Annotated in this window: 14 protein-coding genes; 10 read left to right on the top strand and 4 right to left on the bottom strand. The window is 38.5% G+C overall.

Annotated elements, in window-relative coordinates; all coding sequences use genetic code 11:
• Positions 1 to 555 (top strand): IS3 family transposase (locus QM818_RS04340; RefSeq protein ID WP_414299957.1); only part of this gene is annotated, 555 nt, incomplete at its 5' end.
• A 90-nt stretch (positions 556 to 645) separates the two neighbouring features.
• Here QM818_RS04340 and QM818_RS04345 read toward each other — a convergent pair.
• Entirely contained in the window at positions 646 to 1,494 is an 849-nt protein-coding gene (locus QM818_RS04345) for a YitT family protein (RefSeq protein WP_049501768.1), read from the bottom strand.
• Between the two features lie 140 nt (positions 1,495 to 1,634).
• Here QM818_RS04345 and QM818_RS04350 point away from each other — a divergent pair, with 140 nt between their 5' ends.
• The 5 genes from QM818_RS04350 (at position 1,635) to QM818_RS04370 (ending at position 5,866) form a co-directional block, all read left to right on the top strand.
• Positions 1,635 to 2,474 (top strand): DegV family protein, encoded by an 840-nt coding sequence (locus tag QM818_RS04350; protein ID WP_084927289.1) that lies wholly within the window; start codon positions 1,635 to 1,637, stop codon positions 2,472 to 2,474.
• Positions 2,475 to 2,581: 107 nt separating this feature from the next.
• Complete coding sequence (locus QM818_RS04355; RefSeq protein ID WP_001284640.1) at positions 2,582 to 2,857, top strand: HU family DNA-binding protein; 276 nt, start codon at positions 2,582 to 2,584, stop codon at positions 2,855 to 2,857.
• Between the two features lie 212 nt (positions 2,858 to 3,069).
• Complete coding sequence (gene ccdA2 / locus QM818_RS04360) at positions 3,070 to 3,777, top strand: thiol-disulfide oxidoreductase-associated membrane protein CcdA2 (protein WP_261080663.1); 708 nt, start codon at positions 3,070 to 3,072, stop codon at positions 3,775 to 3,777.
• A gap of 10 nt (positions 3,778 to 3,787) precedes the next feature.
• The gene (sdbB, locus tag QM818_RS04365; RefSeq protein WP_261080664.1) at positions 3,788 to 4,354 is read left to right on the top strand and encodes a thiol-disulfide oxidoreductase-associated lipoprotein SdbB; all 567 of its coding nucleotides are present in this window, start codon (positions 3,788 to 3,790) and stop codon (positions 4,352 to 4,354) included.
• A gap of 120 nt (positions 4,355 to 4,474) precedes the next feature.
• The gene (locus QM818_RS04370; protein WP_261080665.1) at positions 4,475 to 5,866 is read left to right on the top strand and encodes an APC family permease; all 1,392 of its coding nucleotides are present in this window, start codon (positions 4,475 to 4,477) and stop codon (positions 5,864 to 5,866) included.
• Here QM818_RS04370 and QM818_RS04375 read toward each other — a convergent pair.
• Positions 5,839 to 6,054: a hypothetical protein gene (locus QM818_RS04375; protein ID WP_414299958.1), complete on the bottom strand. Its 216-nt coding sequence runs from the start codon at positions 6,052 to 6,054 to the stop codon at positions 5,839 to 5,841. The genes QM818_RS04370 and QM818_RS04375 overlap by 28 nt on opposite strands.
• A 153-nt stretch (positions 6,055 to 6,207) precedes the next feature.
• Between QM818_RS04375 and adcAII the strand changes: the two genes are divergently transcribed.
• From adcAII to QM818_RS04390, 3 genes are all read left to right on the top strand, one after another.
• Positions 6,208 to 7,125 carry a zinc-binding lipoprotein AdcAII gene (adcAII, locus tag QM818_RS04380; RefSeq protein ID WP_386681582.1) on the top strand — a complete coding sequence of 306 codons (918 nt, stop codon included), beginning with the start codon at positions 6,208 to 6,210 and terminating at the stop codon, positions 7,123 to 7,125.
• 7 nt (positions 7,126 to 7,132) lie between these two features.
• Positions 7,133 to 10,243, top strand: a complete 3,111-nt coding sequence (locus QM818_RS04385; protein ID WP_414299959.1) for a pneumococcal-type histidine triad protein — start codon at positions 7,133 to 7,135, stop codon at positions 10,241 to 10,243.
• Positions 10,244 to 10,453: 210 nt separating this feature from the next.
• Entirely contained in the window at positions 10,454 to 14,206 is a 3,753-nt protein-coding gene (locus QM818_RS04390) for a pneumococcal-type histidine triad protein (RefSeq protein WP_414299960.1), read from the top strand.
• 35 nt (positions 14,207 to 14,241) lie between these two features.
• On the opposite strand, the gene pepT is transcribed toward QM818_RS04390, so the two are convergent.
• Positions 14,242 to 15,465, bottom strand: coding sequence for a peptidase T (gene pepT, locus QM818_RS04395; RefSeq protein ID WP_414299961.1), 1,224 nt, complete (start codon positions 15,463 to 15,465; stop codon positions 14,242 to 14,244).
• A gap of 153 nt (positions 15,466 to 15,618) precedes the next feature.
• On the opposite strand from pepT, the gene hemH reads away from it, so the two are divergent.
• A complete protein-coding gene (gene hemH / locus QM818_RS04400; protein ID WP_000709263.1) occupies positions 15,619 to 16,713 on the top strand; it encodes a ferrochelatase in 1,095 nt (364 codons plus the stop codon).
• Positions 16,714 to 16,754: 41 nt separating this feature from the next.
• Here the strand turns inward: hemH and mscL are convergent, their stop codons facing one another.
• Complete coding sequence (mscL, locus tag QM818_RS04405; RefSeq protein ID WP_000910205.1) at positions 16,755 to 17,135, bottom strand: large conductance mechanosensitive channel protein MscL; 381 nt, start codon at positions 17,133 to 17,135, stop codon at positions 16,755 to 16,757.
• Positions 17,136 to 17,185: the final 50 nt, after the last annotated feature.

A 17,185-nucleotide genomic window follows, 5' to 3' on the forward strand; every position in this document is an offset into this window, starting at 1 on the left:
TACCAAGGAGAGGTTGGCAAGAAAGCAGATAATCTTATTCAACGTCAATTTGAAGCAACCAAACCAATGCAAAAGTGCTACACAGATGTGACAGAATTTGCCATTCCAGCAAGCACTCAAAAGCTTTACTTATCGCCAGTTTTAGATGGTTTTAACAGCGAAATCATCGCTTATAATCTTTCTACATCACCGAACTTAGAACAAGTAAAAGCTATGTTAGACCAGGCTTTCGGTGAGGAACATTACGAGAATACCATTCTCCATAGTGACCAAGGCTGGCAATACCAACACGATTCTTATCATCGGTTCCTAGAGAGTAAGGGAATTCAAGCATCCATGTCACGTAAGGGTAACAGCCCAGACAATGGTATGATGGAGTCCTTCTTTGGGATTCTGAAATCGGAAATGTTTTATGGTTATGAGAAGTCGTTTCAGTCGCTTAAGCAATTGGAACAAGCTATTGTAGACTATATTGATTACTACAACAATAAACGAATTAAGGTAAAACTAAAAGGACTTAGCCCTGTACAATACAGAACTAAATCCTTTGCTTAAATTAATTGTCTAACTTTTTGGGGTCAGTACATCTGTACCCCAAAAGATAGAAGATTTAGTCTAACTTTTGAGGTCACTACAAGACCTCTTTTATTCTTTTTCAAAGGTAAATCCTTCTCCAAGTATTTCGTGGGCTTCTGTGATCGTGATAAAGGCTTGAGGATCGATTCGATGAATCATTTCCTTCATTTTCACAATTTCATTTCTTCCAACAATACAGTAGATGATTTTTAAATCTTCTTTACTATAGTAACCTTGACCTGAGATAAAAGTAACACCTCTTCCAAGGTCATCATTAATCGCCTTAGCAAGTTGATCAGGACGTTTTGTGATAATCATAAATCCTTTGCCGGCATAGCCGCCTTCGCCAATCAAATCGATAACACGAGAAACGATAAAATCAAATAAGAGCGTGTAGGAAACCAATCTCAAATCCTTGAAGATGAGGAGAATGAGCATGAGAATACAAAAATCTAAGATAAAGAGCAGTTTCCCCATAGATATATGAGTGTATTTATTGAGAATACGAGCTACAATATCAGTTCCACCAGTTGTCCCACCAGCATTAAAGATAATTCCGAGCCCAATTCCCAATAGAATTCCCGCTATGAGGGCTGTAATCAGTAAATCACCTTGAAGATCAATATGAAGGGGAATCCGCTCAAAAAAAGCCAACCAGGCAGACAAGGCTAAGGTTCCGAGCAAACTAGAATAGAGGGATTTGGCTCCAAAGATTTTCCAAGCCAGGATGAAAAGGGGAATATTAATCAGCAAGTTCATGAGAGAAACAGGGATTTTAAAAAGATAAAAGGTGATGAGGGTAATACCTGTCGCCCCTCCTTCAAAGAGATGATGGGGAACTACAAAATAAGTCAGCCCAAAAGCATAAATAGCAGCACCTAGTAAAATGGTTAAAACGGGATAAATTTTTTTAATCATAGGAACCTCTTTTCTTATAAGTAGATTATATCAAATTTTTAAGGAAAATTTGAATGACTCCATTAGGATTTTTAATCTTTTTTTGATATAATTAAGAGTAAGAAAACCAATCTGAATCCTAAAATAGAAAGATTGCAACTATGACAAAAATTAAGATTGTAACCGATTCATCTGTTACTATTGAACCAGAACTAGTAAAACAATTAGATATCACTGTTGTTCCACTATCTGTAATGATTGATAATGTTGTTTATTCTGATGCTGATTTAAAAGAAGAAGGTAAATTTCTTCAGTTGATGCAAGAAGCTAAAAATCTTCCTAAGACAAGCCAGCCACCTGTAGGTGTCTTTGCTGAAGTGTTTGAAGAACTATCTAAGGATGGTAGCCAGATTCTTGCTATTCATATGTCTCATGCCCTTTCAGGTACTGTAGAAGCAGCACGCCAAGGTGCTAGTTTATCTACTGCCGACGTGACGGTGATTGATAGTTCCTTCACTGATCAAGCCTTGAAATTCCAGGTAGTTGAGGCTGCGAAGTTAGCTCAAGAAGGCAAAGATATGGAGGAAATTCTAACTCGTGTAGAAGCAGTTAAAAACAACACAGAACTCTATATTGGCGTTTCAACTTTGGAAAATTTGGTAAAAGGTGGTCGTATTGGTCGTGTAACTGGATTGTTGAGTTCACTTCTCAATATACGTGTTGTTATGCAAATGAAAGACCATGAATTGCAGCCAATTGTTAAAGGTCGTGGAGCTAAAACCTTTAAAAAATGGTTAGATGAGTTAATAGCAACTCTCTCTGAACGTTCTGTAGCAGAGATTGGAATTTCATATTCTGGTAGTGCTGATTGGGCAAAAGAGATGAAAGAAAGTTTACAAGCTTATGTCGAAAAGCCAATTTCTGTTTTGGAAACGGGTTCCATTATTCAAACTCACACGGGTGAGAACGCTTGGGCTATTTTGGTACGTTACCACTCCTAAAAAAATAAATAAAATGGGAAGAAATAGTGTTTTTAACTTGACCTAAAAGGGATTTTAGGATATGATTATATTTGTTAATTAGAAATTAAATTGGAGGAATCGTTAACATGGCAAACAAACAAGATTTGATCGCTAAAGTAGCAGAAGCTACAGAATTGACTAAGAAAGACTCAGCAGCAGCAGTTGAAGCTGTATTCGCAGCAGTAACAGAGTACCTTGCAGCTGGTGAAAAAGTTCAATTAATCGGTTTTGGTAACTTTGAAGTTCGTGAGCGTGCTGCACGTAAAGGTCGCAACCCACAAACTGGTAAAGAAATCAAAATTGCAGCTTCTAAAGTTCCAGCATTCAAAGCTGGTAAAGCTCTTAAAGACGCTGTTAAATAATTTGAATTTTAAAAGCCTATTTCATCAGCTTTCTAGCTTGGTCAGTAGGCTTTTTTTGTGTTTAGGGGGCAAATAGGGGGCAGAATATGAATGAACTAGTACTGAAAAAATCTTTCAAATACAAGCTAATTCAATTTGCGTAGCAGAAATCATACAAATAAAATTGATTATAGTAAAATAGGATTAGAATTATTAAGAAAGTTGGTTCTTTATTGGAAACGATAGTATTTTCAACCTCCGTTTTTTTAGCAGGGATCTTGTCCTTCTTTTCCCCTTGCATTTTTCCTCTGTTACCTGTCTATACTGGAATTTTATTGGATGATCAGGAAAGTGCAAAAAGTTTTTCTTTGTTTGGGAGAAAGGTTGCCTGGTCAGGTCTAATTCGAACTCTTTGCTTTATCGCAGGCATTTCACTCATTTTCTTTATTCTAGGATTCGGTGCGGGTTACTTTGGTAATATTCTCTATGCCAATTGGTTTCGATATACCATGGGAACAATTATTATCATTTTAGGCCTTCACCAGATGGAAATTTTTCATTTTAAGAAATTAGAGGTTCAAAAAAGCTTTACTTTTAAGAAATCAGAAGCCAATCGTTATTGGTCAGCCTTTTTACTCGGTATTACCTTTAGCTTTGGTTGGACGCCTTGTATTGGTCCAGTTTTAAGTTCTGTTTTAGCGCTTGCGGCTTCTGGAGGCAATGGTGCTTGGCAAGGAGCGATCTATACCTTAATTTACACTCTGGGGATGGCCATTCCTTTCTTGGTCTTGGCTCTAGCTTCAGGAATAGTGATGCCTTATTTTGGCAAAATCAAGCGCCATATGATGCTACTGAAGAAAATTGGTGGTTTGCTCATTATTTTAATGGGAATTTTGTTACTATTAGGACAAGTAAATGTTCTAGCTGGAATTTTTGAATAAAGGAGAAAAGATGAAAAAACTAATGTTTGCTGGCTTAAGCCTCTTGTCACTAGTTGTATTGATGGCTTGTGGTGAGGAAGAGACTAAAAAGACTCAAGCACCAGAACAATCCCCAAAACAACAGCAACAAACGCCTGTACAACAAATTGCTGTTGGAAAAGAGGCTCCAGACTTTACCTTGCAATCCATGGATGGCAAAGAAGTCAAGTTATCTGATTATAAGGGGAAAAAAGTCTATTTGAAGTTTTGGGCTTCATGGTGTGGTCCATGTAAGAAAAGTATGCCCGAGTTGATGGAATTGGCTGCAAAATCAGATCGCGATTTTGAAATTCTTAGTGTCATTGCACCAGGAATTCAAGGTGAAAAAACTGTCGAGCAATTCCCACAATGGTTCCAAGAACAAGGATATAAAGATATCCCAGTACTTTATGATACCAAAGCAACAACGTTCCAAGCTTATCAAATTCGAAGCATTCCTACAGAATACCTAATTGATAGTCAAGGAAAGATTGGAAAGATTCAATTTGGTGTTATCAGCAACTCGGATGCAGAAGCAGCCTTTAAAGAAATGAACTAGAATAGATAAAAATCTGATTACAAAAGTAGTCAGATTTTTTTAGAAAATTATTTTATAAATATTCACAAATCTCCTATATTTATGGTAAAATAGAATCATCATTTTATTTTGGAGTCAAAGATGAATATATTTAGAACAAAGAATGTCAGTTTAGATAAAACAGAGATGCACAGGCATTTGAAGTTATGGGATTTGATTTTGCTGGGTATCGGAGCCATGGTAGGGACAGGTGTCTTTACAATCACAGGTACTGCGGCAGCAACTCTAGCGGGTCCTGCTCTAGTGATTTCAATCGTTATTTCTGCCTTGTGTGTGGGATTATCAGCACTATTTTTTGCAGAATTTGCTTCGCGAGTACCTGCTACAGGTGGTGCCTATAGTTATCTCTATGCCATCTTAGGAGAATTCCCAGCCTGGTTGGCAGGTTGGTTAACCATGATGGAGTTCATGACAGCCATATCAGGTGTGGCTTCGGGTTGGGCAGCTTATTTTAAAGGCTTGCTCTCTCAATACGGGATAGCCCTTCCTCAGGCTTTAAATGGTACCTTTAATCCTCAGGCAGAGACATTTGTTGATTTATTGCCTATTCTTGTCTTGGTCTTGGTGACCTCGCTTGTTTTACTAAATGCTAAGGCAGCCTTACGCTTTAATTCGATCCTAGTTATTTTGAAATTTTCCGCTTTAGCCCTCTTTATTTTGGTAGGAATTTGGCATATCAAACTTGATAATTGGAGCAATTTTGCTCCTTATGGTTTTGGACAAATCTATGGCGCTAGTACTGGTATTATGGCTGGTGCGTCCTTGATGTTCTTTGGATTTTTAGGATTTGAATCTATCTCTATGGCTGTAGATGAAGTCAAGACTCCTCAAAAAAATATTCCTAGAGGGATTGTCTTATCACTTTCTATCGTAACCATTCTTTATGCCTTGGTGACTCTTGTTTTGACTGGTGTGGTTCACTATAGTCATCTAAATGTTGACGATGCCGTTGCCTTTGCTCTTCGCAGCGTTGGGATTAGTTGGGCAGCTAATTATGTGTCATTAGTGGCTATCTTGACCTTGATTACAGTTTGTATTTCGATGACCTATGCCCTATCTCGTATGATTTACAGTTTAGCGCGTGACGGCTTAATGCCTAGTGCGTTTAAAGAATTAACAAAAACAAGCAAGGTACCAAAAAATGCTACTATCTTGACAGGTTTAGCTTCAGCAGTAGCAGCAGGAATCTTCCCTCTTGCTAGTATTGCAGCCTTCTTAAATATTTGTACCCTAGCCTACTTGATCATGCTGGCATACGGCCTGATTCGCTTACGGAAAGAAAAAGGGATGCCCAAATCTGGGGAATTTAAAACACCATTGGTACCCCTGTTACCCATTTTATCAATCATCATTTGTTTATCCTTTATGTTACAGTATAATATGGAAACTTGGATTGCTTTCCTAGTTGCCTTGTTAGTAGGAAGTATTATTTACTTCACTTATGGTTATAAGCATTCTACCATAGGAGAATAATACTCTTCGAAAATCTCTTCAAACCACGTCAGCTTCGCCTTGCCGTATGTATGGTTACTGACTTCGTCAGTTTCATCTACAACCTCAAAAACATGTTTTGAGCTGACTTCGTCAGTTCTATCTGCAACCTCAAAGTCGTGCTTTGAGCAGCCTGTGGCTAGCTTCCTAATTTGCTCTTTGATTTTCATTGAGTATATAAAGTGAGAATCTGTTGAGTTGTTTAAACTCAGCAGATTTTTGTATGTGAAAGAAATTTCAAATTTTTTCTTAAAATATCTTGACAGATTAAATTTTTAGGAGTAGAATGTTTACCAGTTAATTAAATAGTTAAGGGGTTGTTTATGAAGAAACAAAGTTTATTTTTAGTATTGTTAAGTGTTTTCCTTTTGTGCTTAGCTGCTTGTGGTCAAAAGGAAAGCCAGTCAGGTAAAGGGATGAAAATTGTGACCAGTTTTTATCCTATCTATGCTATGGTCAAGGAAGTATCTGGTGACTTGAATGATGTTCGGATGATTCAGTCAAGTAGCGGAATTCACTCCTTTGAACCTTCAGCAAATGACATTGCTGCCATCTATGATGCAGATGTCTTTGTTTACCATTCTCATACTCTCGAATCTTGGGCAGGAAGTTTAGATCCCAATCTTAAAAAATCTAAAGTTAAGGTTTTAGAGGCTTCAGAGGGAATGACCTTAGACCGTGTTCCTGGGCTAGAAGATGTGGAAGCAGGGGATGGAGTTGATGAAAAAACACTTTATGATCCTCACACTTGGCTAGATCCTGAAAAAGCTGGAGAAGAAGCCCAAATTATTGCTGATAAACTTTCAGAGGTGGATAGTGAGCATAAAGAAACTTATCAAAAAAATGCGCAAGCCTTTATCAAAAAAGCTCAAGAATTGACTAAGAAATTCCAGCCTAAATTTGAAAAAGCGAGTCAGAAAACTTTTGTAACACAGCATACAGCCTTTTCTTATCTAGCTAAGCGATTTGGACTCAATCAACTTGGTATTGCAGGTATCTCTCCTGAACAAGAACCAAGTCCTAGACAACTAACAGAAATTCAGGAATTTGTTAAAACCTATAAGGTTAAAACGATTTTTACAGAAAGTAACGCTTCTTCAAAAGTAGCTGAAACTCTTGTCAAATCAACAGGTGTGGATCTTAAAACTCTGAATCCTTTAGAGGCAGACCCACAAAATGACAAGACCTACCTAGAAAACCTTGAAGAAAATATGAGTGTATTAGCTGAAGAATTAAAGTGAGGCAAATATGAAAATCAATAAAAAATATCTAGCAGGTTCAGTGGCAGTCCTTGCCCTAAGTGTTTGTTCCTACGAGCTTGGTCGCTATCAAGCTGGTCACGTTAAGAAAGATTCTAATCGAGTTGCTTATATTGATGGTGATCAAGCTGGTCAAAAGGCAGAGAACTTGACACCAGATGAAGTTAGTAAGAGAGAGGGAATCAATGCCGAACAAATTGTTATCAAGATTACTGATCAAGGTTATGTGACCTCTCATGGAGACCATTATCATTACTATAATGGCAAGGTTCCTTATGATGCTATCATCAGTGAAGAATTGCTGATGAAAGATCCGAATTATCAGTTGAAGGATTCAGATATTGTCAATGAAATCAAGGGTGGTTATGTCATTAAGGTAGACGGGAAATACTATGTTTACCTCAAGGATGCGGCTCATGCGGACAATATTCGGACAAAAGAAGAGATTAAACGTCAGAAGCAGGAGCACAGTAGTAATCATGGAGGCGGTTCTAACGATCAGGCGGTAGTTGCTGCCAGAGCTCAAGGCCGTTATACAACGGATGATGGTTATATCTTTAATGCCTCTGATATCATTGAGGATACGGGTGATGCCTATATCGTTCCTCATGGCAATCACTTCCACTATATTCCTAAGAGCGACTTGTCTGCTAGTGAATTAGCCGCTGCTCAAGCCTTCTTATCTGGAAAAGGTGGTCAATTAAGTACGGTTGAATATCGTTCAAACAGGGGAGAAACAAGATCTAGTGTGAGAACGATTCAAGCTGAAACTCCGCAAAATCCTGCAACAGCTCCTGAGAGTCAAAATGAGGATTTAGCTAGTCTTCTTCAAGAATTGTACGCTTTACCACTTAGCCAACGTCATGTGGAGTCTGATGGCTTAGTATTTGACCCAGCACAGATTACAAAACGTACTGCAAATGGTGTAGCAGTGCCTCATGGGGATCATTTCCATTTCATTCCTTATTCACAAATGTCTGCTTTGGAAGAAAAATTGGCTCGAAATCTGCCAATTGGAGGTCAGCCTGTTCAAAGTCATGCTGATAATACGGAACCAAGCAGTACAGACAAACTAAGTTCAACGATTAAACCAAACTTTAATCTCAATACGCAGGCACCAAATCGAGGAACTAGAGGAGCCTATACAACGGATGATGGTTATGTCTTTAGTCCGTCAGATGTGATTGAAGATACAGGTGACGCTTTTGTTGTACCGCATGGAAATCATTTCCACTATATTCCTAAGAGTGATTTGTCGGCAGGAGAATTGGCTGCAGCCCAAGCCTATTGGAATGGTAAACAGGGCTCACATTCTGTTACAAGTTCAAGTAAACCAAGTAGTGATAATGCTAAACCAGCCCAACCAAGTTTGACAGAGACTCCAAACCTGACTGTCACTCCAACTTATCATCAAAATCAAGGGGAAGACATTTCAACACTTTTAAGTGAATTGTATGCCAAACCTTTGTCAGAGAGACATGTAGAATCTGATGGCTTAGTCTTTGATCCGGCACAAATTATCAAACGTACAGCTAACGGTGTTGCAGTGCCCCACGGGGATCATTATCACTTTATCCCTTATTCACAAATGTCACCTTTGGAAGAAAAATTGGCTCGTATGATAGCTGTTAAGGGACAAAATGGTAGTGTCTTGCCAAGCGTTACTCCTCTGAAGCCAGCTCCTACTACCAAACCTCAACCGCCAGCGGAAAATAAACCGACTGAATTTGATGTCAACCAGGTTGTTAGAAAAGTTGGCGACGGATATATTATCGAGGATAAGGGCGCTAGTCATTATGTTCTAGCTAAAGATTTGCCCAAGGACAAGATTGATGCTATTGAAAATCTCTTGTCTAAGAAAACTCAAGAGACGCATGCCCTAGTTGCGAAGAAAGAAAATGTCGCTCCTCGTGATCAAGAATTTTATGATAAAGCATATAATTTATTGGCCGAGGCTCATAAAGCCTTGTCTGAAAATAAGGGGCGTACTTCTGATTTCCAAGCCTTAGACAAATTAGCAGAACGCTTGAATGATGAATCTTCTAATAAAGGAAAATTAGTAGATGATTTATTGGCATTCCTAGCACCAATTACCCATCCAGAACGTCTTGGTAAGCCAAATTCTCAAATTGCTTATACAGACGATGAAATTAAATTAGCGAAATTAGCAGGTAAGTATACAACAGAAGATGGATATATCTTTGACATTCGTGATATTACCAGTGATGAGGGAGATGCTTATGTAACTCCGCATATGACCCATAGTCATTGGATTAAGAAAGAGAGTTTGTCTGAAGCTGAAAGAGTGGCAGCTCAGGCTTATGCTAAAGAGAAAGGTTTGACGCCTCCTTCAACAGAGAATCAGGGTTCAGGAAATACTGAGGTTAAAGGAGTAGAAGCAATCTATAATAAAGTAAAAGCAGCTAAGAAGGTCCCACTTGATCATATTCCTTACAATCTACAACATACTGTTGAAGTCAAAAATGGAAGCTTGATTATTCCCCATTATGATCATTACCATAACATTAAATTTGGCTGGTTTGACGAAGGACTCTATGAGGCACCTAAGGGTTATAGCCTTGAGGATCTCTTTGCAACTGTAAAATATTATGTAGAACATCCAGACAAACGTCCTCACTCAGATAATGGTTGGGGAAATGCCAGCGACCATGTTCGTAAAAATAAGCCAGAAGACAGTAAAACTGATGAAGATAAGAAACATGATGAAGTAAGTGAGCCAACTCGCCCTGAATCTGATGAAAAAGAGAATCACGCAGGTTTAAATCCTTCAGCAGATAATCTTTATAAACCAAGCACTGATACGGAAGAGACAGAGGAAGAAGCTGAAGATACTACAGATGAGGCTAAAGTTCCTCAAGTAGAGACTGAAAAAGTAGAAGCCAAACTCAAAGAAGTAGAAGCTCTACTTGATACAGTAACCGATGCTAGTTTGAAAGACAATGTGGCAGAGAGTCTAGCTGGTTTACGAAATAATTTGAACCTCCAAACCATGGATAATAATGGCATTATGGCAGAAGCAGAAAAATTACTTGCCTTGTTAAAAGGTAGTGAGTCAGTTACGACGAAACCAGAAGCATAAATTTTATCTTGTTAAATCAAAATGATGTAAGAGTCAGTAGCAATACTGGCTTTTATTTTTTAAAATGAAATAAAAATCTTGACAGATAAGCTTAAAAAAGGTAAACTATTTACTGGTTAATTAATTGGTTAAATAACCAGTTTAGAAAAACTGTTTAACCGAGAAAAAGAAGTTAAGAAAAGCTTCATCATTTATTGAAATGAGGGATTTATGAAATTCAGTAAAAAGTATATTGCAGCCGGATCAGCTGTTATCGTATCCTTGAGTCTCTGCGCCTATGCACTTAACCAGCATCGCTCGCAGGAAAATAAGGACAATAATCGTGTCTCTTATGTGGATGGTAGCCAGTCAAGTCAAAAAAATGAAAACCTTACACCAGATCAGGTCAGTCAAAAAGAAGGAATTCAGGCTGAGCAAATTGTCATCAAAATTACAGATCAGGGCTATGTGACTTCACATGGTGACCACTATCATTACTATAATGGGAAAGTTCCTTATGATGCGATTTTCAGTGAAGAACTTCTGATGAAGGATGCTAATTATCAACTTAAAGACGCTGATATTGTCAATGAGGTTAAGGGTGGTTATATCATCAAGGTCGATGGAAAATATTATGTCTACCTGAAAGATGTAGCTCATGCTGATAATGTTCGAACCAAGGATGAAATCAACCGTCAAAAACAAGAACACGTCAAAGATAATGAGAAGGTCAGCTCAGATGTTGCTGTAGCAAGATCTCAGGGGCGCTATACGACAGATGATGGTTATGTCTTTAATCCAGCTGATATTATTGAAGATACTGGTGATGCTTATATCGTTCCTCACGGAGGACACTATCACTACATTCCAAAAAGTGATTTGTCTGCTAGTGAATTAGCAGCCGCTAAAGCTCATTTAGCTGGCAAAAATACGCAACCGAGTCAGCTAAGCTATTCTTCAGCAGCTAGTGACAATAACACGCAATCTGTAGCACAAGGCTCAACTAGCAAGCCAGCAAATAAAGCTGAAAATCTCAAAAGTCTATTGAAAGAACTCTACGATTCACCTAGCAACCAACGTTACAGTGAATCAGATGGTTTAGTCTTTGACCCTGCTAAGATTATCAGTCGTACACCAAATGGTGTTGCAATTCCGCATGGCGACCATTATCACTTTATTCCTTACAGCAAACTTTCTCCTTTAGAAGAAAAGCTTGCTAGAATGGTGCCTATCGGTGGAACTGTTTCTACAGTTTCTACAAATGAAAAAACTCATGAAGTAGCGTCTAGTCTAGGAAGTCTTTCAAGCAATCCTTCTTCTTCAACGACAAGTAAGGAGCTCTCTTCAGCATCTGATGGTTATATCTTTAATCCAAAAGATATCGTTGAAGAAACAGCTACAGCCTATATCGTCAGACACGGTGATCATTTCCATTACATTCCAAAATCGAGCCAAATTGGACAACCGACTCTTCCAAGCAATGGTCTAACAACACCTTCGCCATCTCTTCCAGTCAATCCTGGTGTTTCACATGAGGAACACGAAGAAGGTGGACACGGCTTTGATGCCAATCGTATTATTGCTGAAGATGAAGCAGGATTTATCATGAGTCACGGCGACCACAATCATTACTTCTTCAAGAAGGATTTGACTGCTGATCAAATCAAGGCAGCGCAAGACCACTTGAAAGGGGCAAATACAGCAACACCAAATCCAGCTCATGATGATGAGCACGATGAAGATCATCATGGACACCATCATGATGAAGACCATGATCACGGCTTTGATGCTAATCGTATTATTGCTGAAGATGAATCAGGATTTATCATGTCACACGGTGACCACAATCATTACTTCTTTAAGAAGGATCTAACACCAGAACAAATCAAGGCAGCGCAGGATCATTTGAGAGGTAAAACGCCATCAGTACCAAGTCCAGCCCATGATGATGAACACGATAAAGATAATCATGGCCACCATCATCGTGAAGACCATGATCACGGTTTTGATGCAGATCGTGTCATTAGTGAGGATGAGCAAGGTTTTGTCATGAGTCACGGTGACCATAATCATTACTTCTTCAAGAAGGACTTGACAGCGGAGCAAATTAAGGCCGCACAGGATCATCTGAAAACACATCATGATGCAGAACCTGTAAAACCTCTTGCTAAAATGGTAGAGTCTTTCTCAAGAGATGCTAGCGATGAAGAAAAGATTGCTTATATCTCTAAAACTTATGGTGTTCCACTTGAAGCGATTAGAATTTCAAACGGATTCTTTGTCTTTGGAAATCCAGACCAAGCCTACGATCCAACTCATATCCACCCATATGCTGTTCGTAAGGAACATGTGCGTCTTCCGATACAAACTGGAAATCCAGAACTTGATTTCCTAAATGAACTCTATACAACTGCTTTGCGAGATGGTGTGTCTCCTTATAGTTTACAGGTAGAAAATGGTAGTTTTGTGATTCCTCATGGCGATCACAATCACTACATCAAGGTTCAAACGAAGGGTTATGAAGTGGCTTTGAAAAACAAGATTCCAGCTCTACAATCCAATTATCAACCTGGAGCTTTTGATGAGAAGGCAGTCTTGGAAAAAGTGGATCAACTTCTAGCTGATAGCAGGAGTATCTATAAAGACAAGCCTATCGAACAAAGACAGATTGAGTTAGCCTTAGGTCAGTTTACTGAAAATATGAAAAAACTGGCAACTAACTCTACAGCAGGTTATCTTGCGACACTGGATCTCTTTGATAAGCAATATATCCATATTGATGAAAGTGTCAAGCCAGTTGAAACAAGTGAGTTAGATAAGAAATATCAAGCCTTGATTGATAAAATCAATACACTGGATACAGACTCTTATGGTCTTCCTAAGAAAGATCTTCTTGTTCGACTCCAAGAAGCTAAGTTGGCTAAAGATGAGGCTGCTTTAGCAGCGGTTGAATCACAACTTCAAGCCTTGCAAGATTTTAATGATCGAACAGGTGTTACAACAGTGGAATACATCAAGTATTTCTACGAACACGTAAATGATGGTCGTTTGAGTGATGAACTTCAAAACAAAGTAGCTCAGTTGACTTGGACCTTGTATCAATCTCAATCTTTCCTTAAGGCAGCAGAATTGAACAAATTATTCCCAAGTATCTATCAAGCAAAACAAGAAGTGGAAGAAGCTTTGAAAGCTCAACCAACTACTGCTAAATCGACTAAGACAGTTCTAGATACTGAAAAAGTTGATAACCAAAGTGCTAAGACAGCTATTTATGGCTTCTTGAAAGAATTGTACGGAGACTTTATGCCTGAAGAACATGTGAATCATGTAAACAAGGAGCAAGTAGAAAGTCTCTTGAATAAGGCAAATCAACTCTTGGAACAAATCCAAGAAGAAGGAATTAGACAATCCTTGGCAGAAGAAGTAGAAAATCTCAAAGCTGCTACAAATAAGGCTGATGCAGACTTGGATGAAGTAAACAGTCAGGTAAAAGATGTCTTGACTCGTATCGCTAGCGCCCTTCAACAAGAGAAGGAAAATGCAGAGCAAGATCCTCAGACACTTGTACTTTATCAAAAACTCTACGATATTCTCATGTCGCTTCACGCATATTTAGAAAACAATAAGGGTTCTGATGAAGACTTTGATAAGGTGGATGCATTACTAGATCAACTTTCTGCTAAGAGTAAGGACAAAGCCGCGTTACTTGAATTGACAAAAGCTATTCTGGTCTTGAATCAAGAAATCAAGTCAAAAGCTAGCGCAAGTGAAGAAGCAACTCCAGCAACAAATGCTGAAGCAAATACTGATAAGACCAGTCCCGAAACTGAAACATCAGTAGCTGCAGAATCTAATAGAGAAACTGCAAGCGATGAAAACAAAGCAAGCAAAACAACAGATTCTAAACCTGCTGAATCATCTTCAGAAAAGGAAACAACAGAATCTACAACAAGTACTGGAAATCAAGAAAAACCAGCAGAATAAAAAGAAAGGCGAAGTAGCTGAGCTACCTCGTCTTTTTAGTCTTTATAAGCTACGATACCAATGATGGTATCAACTGCACGTTCCATAGTCTGAAGGCTGACGTATTCAAAACGTCCGTGCATGTTTTCTCCACCCGCAAAGATATTCGGAGTTGGAATCCCCATAAAGGAAATTTTAGAACCGTCTGTTCCACCACGGATTGGTTCGATAATAGGTGTGATCCCTAACTCTTCCATAACGGCTTTAGCAATGGTAATTGGAGTAATATCTTTTTCAATGACTTCTTTCATATTGTAGTACTGGTCTGTCAAGTTTAGGGTGACACGGTCGCTACCAAGTTCTTGATTCATCTTATCAGCGATAGACTGCATGGCTGCTTTACGAGCTTCAAAGGCATCTTTTTCAAAATCACGAATGATATAGCTTGCACGCGCCTCTTCGACACTACCTGTCACATCCATAAGATGGTAGAACCCTTGGTAACCTTCAGTTAACTCAGGTCGATCATTCTCTGGAAGTTGATTATGAAAATCAATTGCTAGCTGAAGGGCGTTGACCATTTGCCCTTTGGCGGTACCAGGGTGGACATTTCGTCCTTGGAAATGCAATTCAGCCCCGGCTGCTGAGAAAGTTTCGTACTGAAGTTCTCCTAGTGGTCCTCCATCAACAGTATAGGCAAAATCAACATCAAAATCTTCAGCATCAAATTTATTAGCACCAACACCGATTTCTTCATCTGGACCAAAACCAACACGAATCTCACAATGTTTGATTTCAGGATGAGCAGTCAGATATTCAATAGCTGTCATAATCTCAGCTATTCCTGACTTGTCATCAGCACCTAGCAAAGTTGTTCCATCAGTTGTGATGAGGGTTTGTCCTGGATATTTCTCAAGACTCTTGAAGTCAGCTGGATCCAGTTTAAAACCAGAATTCCCTAGTTCAATCACACCACCATCGTAGTTTTCAATTACCTGGGGATTAACTCCTTCGGCATTAAAGTCAGCAGTATCCATGTGAGATATAAAGCCAATCTTACGTATTAAAGATGGATCATTGGCTGGTAAGGTCCCAATTGCAAAACCATTTGGTAGATAATAAACATTTTGTAATCCAACACGTTTCATTTCAGGAATTAGAACATTTGTCGCAAAGTCAACTTGACTCTGCGTACTTGGAGTAGTAGTAGAGTGTTCATCAGAGCGCGTGTTAACCTTAACATAGGTTAAGAAACGGTCCAAGAGATTTGGGTAAGTCATAAAAACTCCTTTTGAATTCATTTTTTCCATTGTATCATAGAAAGAAGAGAAAAACAAAAAAACAGAAGATTAAGAATGTTCCTATGTTGGCGTTTACTTATTTGTGGATTCATGATAAAATAAACTTGATAAAAACATCACAAGGAAGCAATTATGAAAAAAGCAATTTTAATGATGACTTTCGGTTCGCCAGAAGAGATTACCTTTGAAGGTGTGGCTGATTTTTTCACAAATATTCGTCGTGGGGTGAGACCTCAAGACCACGAGATTCAAACTCTCTATGATAATTATGTACGAATTGGAGGCACACCTCTGCAAAGAATTACGCGTGAAGAGGTTGCCTTGGTAGAAGCTAGACTGGGTAATGAATATAGTGTCTATTTTGCCAATAAATTTTCCAGTCCCTTTATTCCAGATGTGATCGGTCAGATGGAAGCAGACGGCATTGAACAGTGTATCTGCTTGATTTTGGAGCCTCATTATTCTTTCTACTCTGTCATGGGCTATGAAAAATTTTTAGAAAGCAAACAAATTCAATTTTTGGTCATTAAGGACTGGTATCAGGAAGAAGCACTCTTAAACTATTGGGCGGATGAAATTGGTAAGATTTTAAAAGAAGAAGTAAAGCAAGACAGCTTTAAAGTCATCTTTTCAGCCCATAGTGTGCCTATTTTTGCCTTGGACTTTGGTGATCCTTATATAGACCAAATTTTTGAAAATAGCAAGCTAGTCGCTGAAAAACTAGGTTTGAGTTCAGAACAATATACCAACACTTGGCAGAGTGAGAGTGATATTGGTATTCCATGGATTAAACCAGATGTTTTAGAGTATCTCAGAGAACAGAAAGAACATCCAGACCATTATATTTTTGTTCCAATCAGCTTTATCAGTGAGCATATTGAAGTCTTGTTTGACAACGATGTGGAATGTTATGATTTATGTCAGGAATTTGGAGTAAACTACCATCGTCCACCAATGCCAAATACAGATTCTCGCTTGATTGATGCCTTGGTCAATACCGTCAGAGCTAATGAGAACAAAGAGTTTAAGGAATTTCTCCCAGAAGAAGAAACCTTTGATGAGTTAGTTCCGTCAGATGAGACGAAAAATATTTTGGCTGAATCTCAAGATTTACAAATGCCGGAATTTGTGAAAAAACTGATTGAGAAAAAAGGTCGTGAAAATGTTAAGATGCCTTATCTTATTAAGAAAATGCTTGAAAAAGCAGGTAAGTTACCAAAAGAGTAAAGAAAAAAGGATTTAGCTTTGTGCTAGATCCTTTTAATTGATTATTTTTTCTCAAGAAGAGCTTTGATCTCTTGAAGTACTTCCAACTCAGTTGGACCAGCTGGAGCTTCCTCAGCAGCTTCTTCTTTCTTAGTAAGGCTTTGAGCTTTTTCAATTCCTTTGATAACGAAGAAGAGAACAGTACCGATAACTAGGAAGTTGATAACAGCACTCAAGAATTTACCATATGTAACACCATTCCAAGCAAGCTCAGCGATGTTTTGTACTTTCGCAGCTTCCAAGGCTGGATTCAAAATAAGTGGAGTGATGATATCGTTAACAAGTGATGTAACGATTGCACCAAAAGCAGTGGCAATGATCACACCGACAGCAAGGTCAACAACATTACCACGAAGCAAGAATGCTTTAAGATCTTTTAACATTTTCATAATTTCCTTTCAAAAAACTCTTACACTTAATTATATATTAATTA

Source organism: Streptococcus mitis (assembly GCF_047464035.1).
GTDB classification, from domain to species: Bacteria; Bacillota; Bacilli; order Lactobacillales; family Streptococcaceae; genus Streptococcus; species Streptococcus mitis_DX.

Coding starts and splice junctions, on each gene's coding strand:
- sdbB (WP_261080664.1), top strand. CDS start 3,788: ATGAAAAAACTAATGTTTGCTGGCTTAAGCCTCTTGTCACTAGTTGTA.
- QM818_RS04345 (WP_049501768.1), bottom strand. CDS start 1,494: ATGATTAAAAAAATTTATCCCGTTTTAACCATTTTACTAGGTGCTGCT.
- QM818_RS04385 (WP_414299959.1), top strand. CDS start 7,133: ATGAAAATCAATAAAAAATATCTAGCAGGTTCAGTGGCAGTCCTTGCC.
- pepT (WP_414299961.1), bottom strand. CDS start 15,465: ATGACTTACCCAAATCTCTTGGACCGTTTCTTAACCTATGTTAAGGTT.
- hemH (WP_000709263.1), top strand. CDS start 15,619: ATGAAAAAAGCAATTTTAATGATGACTTTCGGTTCGCCAGAAGAGATT.
- QM818_RS04355 (WP_001284640.1), top strand. CDS start 2,582: ATGGCAAACAAACAAGATTTGATCGCTAAAGTAGCAGAAGCTACAGAA.
- adcAII (WP_386681582.1), top strand. CDS start 6,208: ATGAAGAAACAAAGTTTATTTTTAGTATTGTTAAGTGTTTTCCTTTTG.
- QM818_RS04350 (WP_084927289.1), top strand. CDS start 1,635: ATGACAAAAATTAAGATTGTAACCGATTCATCTGTTACTATTGAACCA.
- QM818_RS04370 (WP_261080665.1), top strand. CDS start 4,475: ATGAATATATTTAGAACAAAGAATGTCAGTTTAGATAAAACAGAGATG.
- mscL (WP_000910205.1), bottom strand. CDS start 17,135: ATGTTAAAAGATCTTAAAGCATTCTTGCTTCGTGGTAATGTTGTTGAC.
- QM818_RS04390 (WP_414299960.1), top strand. CDS start 10,454: ATGAAATTCAGTAAAAAGTATATTGCAGCCGGATCAGCTGTTATCGTA.
- QM818_RS04375 (WP_414299958.1), bottom strand. CDS start 6,054: ATGAAAATCAAAGAGCAAATTAGGAAGCTAGCCACAGGCTGCTCAAAG.